Raw genomic sequence first — 228 nt, 5'->3', positions numbered from 1 at the left:
ATATGGGGTAGGACCATTACCGACAAGCTTTTTGATTAATAAAGATGGAATAGTAGTCGAACAAATTATAGGTGAACAAACGAAAGAACAGTTAGAAGGATATTTGAAGAAAATTACTCCGTAATAAAGAAAGCCTTTACATATGAGGTGCATCCTTATAGTGCCTCTGGTTTAAAAATTCTGAGTATTGCGGTAACTTGAGGGTAGAATATACAATAGTACATATAG

The 228-nt window shown here is 33.8% G+C and carries 1 pseudogene; it reads left to right on the top strand.

Annotation, left to right across the window (positions count from 1 at the left end):
- Nucleotides 1-124, top strand: a pseudogene (locus tag SB775_RS34635) (thiol-disulfide oxidoreductase ResA); the annotation flags it as partial.
- Nucleotides 125-228 lie beyond the last annotated feature (104 nt).

Source organism: Peribacillus sp. SIMBA_075 (assembly GCF_046534585.1).
The sequence above is the reverse complement of the archived record's forward strand: the minus strand, read 5'-3'. Positions and strand labels throughout refer to the sequence as shown.